Origin of the sequence: Pseudochrobactrum sp. AO18b (assembly GCF_000409565.1) — a bacterium.
In the GTDB taxonomy this organism is placed as follows: Bacteria; Pseudomonadota; Alphaproteobacteria; order Rhizobiales; family Rhizobiaceae; genus Pseudochrobactrum; species Pseudochrobactrum saccharolyticum.
The window spans coordinates 1-654 of the sequence record NZ_ANNO01000420.1; the positions used below are offsets into that span (position 1 = coordinate 1).

Here is a 654-nt window from a genome sequence, read left to right on the forward strand (position 1 = left end):
CATTATTCTCGGTCGGCGATACCCATGCCGCACAGGGCGACGGAGAAGTCTGCGGCACGGCTATCGAAAGTCCGTTCGATGTTGTGCTGACGCTTGACCTTATTAAAAATCAGCCGCTGAAAACCCCGCGCTTCACCACGCCGGGGCCTGTAACCCGTCATCTCGATGCCAAGGGTTATGAAGTCACCACAGGTATTGGCCCTGATCTCTGGGCTGCCGCGCGTGATGCCGTGGCCAATATGGTCGATCTTCTGGCCACCACACAGAAGATGGATCCGGTTGATGCTTATATGCTGGTTTCGACCTGCGGTGATCTGCGTATCTCCGAGATCGTGGATATGCCGAATGTTGTCGTCAGCTTCTACTTTCCGAGGGCAGTATTCGAATGAGTGTAGCGATGCTTTCTCCCGTTGCTGATCCTGCGGCTGATATTGTTTTGTCCGTTCGGGATTTGCAGGTTTCCGCCCGTACTGAAGACGGGTTGATGCCGCTTGTTCAGGGGCTCAGTTTCGATCTGCATCGGGGCGAGACACTGGCAATTGCGGGGGAAAGTGGTTCAGGCAAGTCGATCACCTCGCTTGCCTGTATGGGGCTGCTGCCGCAGCCTCAGGTAAGGGTAACCGGCGGCTCCATTCACTTCGGTGATCTGGAGCT

The 654-nt window shown here is 55.8% G+C and carries 2 protein-coding genes; both read left to right on the forward strand.

Annotation, left to right across the window (positions count from 1 at the left end; all coding sequences use genetic code 11):
- A partial coding sequence (locus A918_RS0116005; protein WP_022712032.1) for an acetamidase/formamidase family protein occupies nucleotides 1-389 on the forward strand: 389 nt, incomplete at its 5' end.
- On the forward strand, nucleotides 386-654 hold a 269-nt coding region (locus tag A918_RS0116010), incomplete at its 3' end, for an ATP-binding cassette domain-containing protein (RefSeq protein ID WP_028233890.1). The genes A918_RS0116005 and A918_RS0116010, both read left to right, overlap by 4 nt.